Raw genomic sequence first — 1,383 nt, 5'->3', positions numbered from 1 at the left:
GAGCGTCGAGAACAGCGTGTCGTTGAGATGGGGTAATCGGGGCCTGGGCTCGGCCAGGGTTGGCGCTCATGCTGCCGGTTTTTGGAGAGGAGCGCCCCATGTCCATGCTCTACGCCGGTCTCGATGTTTCGCTGGAGATGACCAGCATCTGTGTGGTCGATGCGGACGGCCGCATCGTCCTGGAGACGAAAGTGGCTTCCGATCCGGAAGCGTTGACCTGCTGCCTCGGCGAACTTCCGGGTTGCTTTGAGCGCGTCGGCCTGGAGGCTGGTCCGCTGTCGCAATGGCTCTATTTCGGATTGCGCGATGCCGGCTTACCCGCGGTCTGCATCGAGACCCGGCATGCGAAGGCGGCGATCACGGCCATGAGCATGAACAAGACCGACCGCAATGATGCGCGCTCGCTCGCCCAGCTTGTCAGGTCAGGCTGGTTCAAGTCGGTGCATGTGAAGTCGGTCGAGAGCCAGGAACTGCGGACGCTGCTTGGTAGCCGCGAGTTCTTCGTCAACAAGCTGCGCGACCATGAGAACGAGATCCGCGGGTTGCTTCGCCCGTTCGGCTTGAAGGTCGGCCAAGTCTCGAGTTCCGGCTTCGCCGGGCGCATACGCGATCTGGTGACGGATCGCCCGCGACTCAAGCTCTGCATGGAGGCCCTCCTGACAGCGCGCGAGACGCTCATGAAGCAGTTGGCGGCCCTTCACGGCGAACTGCTCAGGGTCACGAAGAATGACGAGCTGTGCGTACGCTTCATGGGGATTCCGGGGGTTGGGCCTGTGACGGCTCTCGCCTTCAAGACCGCGATCGACCGACCGGATCGATTCCGCCGGTCGAGCGATGTCGGCGCCCATCTCGGCCTGGCACCAAGGCAGCATCAGTCCGGCGAGGTTGATCGAAGAGGACGGATCGCCAAAAACGGCGACCGGCTTACGCGCAGCGCCCTGTTTGCCGCCGCCAACGTGATGCTCAGTCGCTCGACCCAATGGACGGCCTTGAAGCACTGGGGCGTCTCGATCGCCAGGCGGAGTTCCCTGAAGAAGGCAAAGGTGGCGGTGGCCCGCAAGCTGGCCGTGATCATGCACCGAATGTGGCGAGATGGCTCGCCCTTCCGCTGGACCGCCAAGGAGGTTTGAACTCCCATTCTCCAAGATCGAGGCGAGGCGTCGAGCCAGCCTGACTGAAGTCCCGGCAGGGACGGGGGATGAGACGAAGGCCGCACGAATGCCTGGGCTGCAATGCTAGCTATAAAGCCCGCCGTTTAGCTTGGTCCGTCTCACCTTCGGAACCCATCGTGCGGCGCACAGCGACCGCGGACAGAAGCGTGACCCCATGCCGGCGCACCACGGTTCGTGCTTGACGCCCAAGCCCCGATTACAGAAGGCACTC

General features: G+C 63.3%; 1 protein-coding gene. It reads left to right on the top strand.

The window, feature by feature from the left end; genetic code table 11:
- Positions 1-104 precede the first annotated feature (104 nt).
- A complete protein-coding gene (locus ACFPOB_RS30150; RefSeq protein ID WP_377801846.1) occupies positions 105-1,130 on the top strand; it encodes an IS110 family RNA-guided transposase in 1,026 nt (341 codons plus the stop codon).
- Positions 1,131-1,383 lie beyond the last annotated feature (253 nt).

This window comes from Allobosea eneae (assembly GCF_042657265.1).
Classification (GTDB): Bacteria; Pseudomonadota; Alphaproteobacteria; order Rhizobiales; family Beijerinckiaceae; genus Allobosea; species Allobosea eneae.
Note: the sequence above shows the minus strand (reverse complement) of the source record. Positions and strands in the feature narration are given on the sequence as shown.

What these genes read in the sequence shown, in the direction of transcription:
- ACFPOB_RS30150 (WP_377801846.1), top strand. Translation starts at nt 105, where the DNA reads ATGCTCTACGCCGGTCTCGATGTTTCGCTGGAGATGACCAGCATCTGT.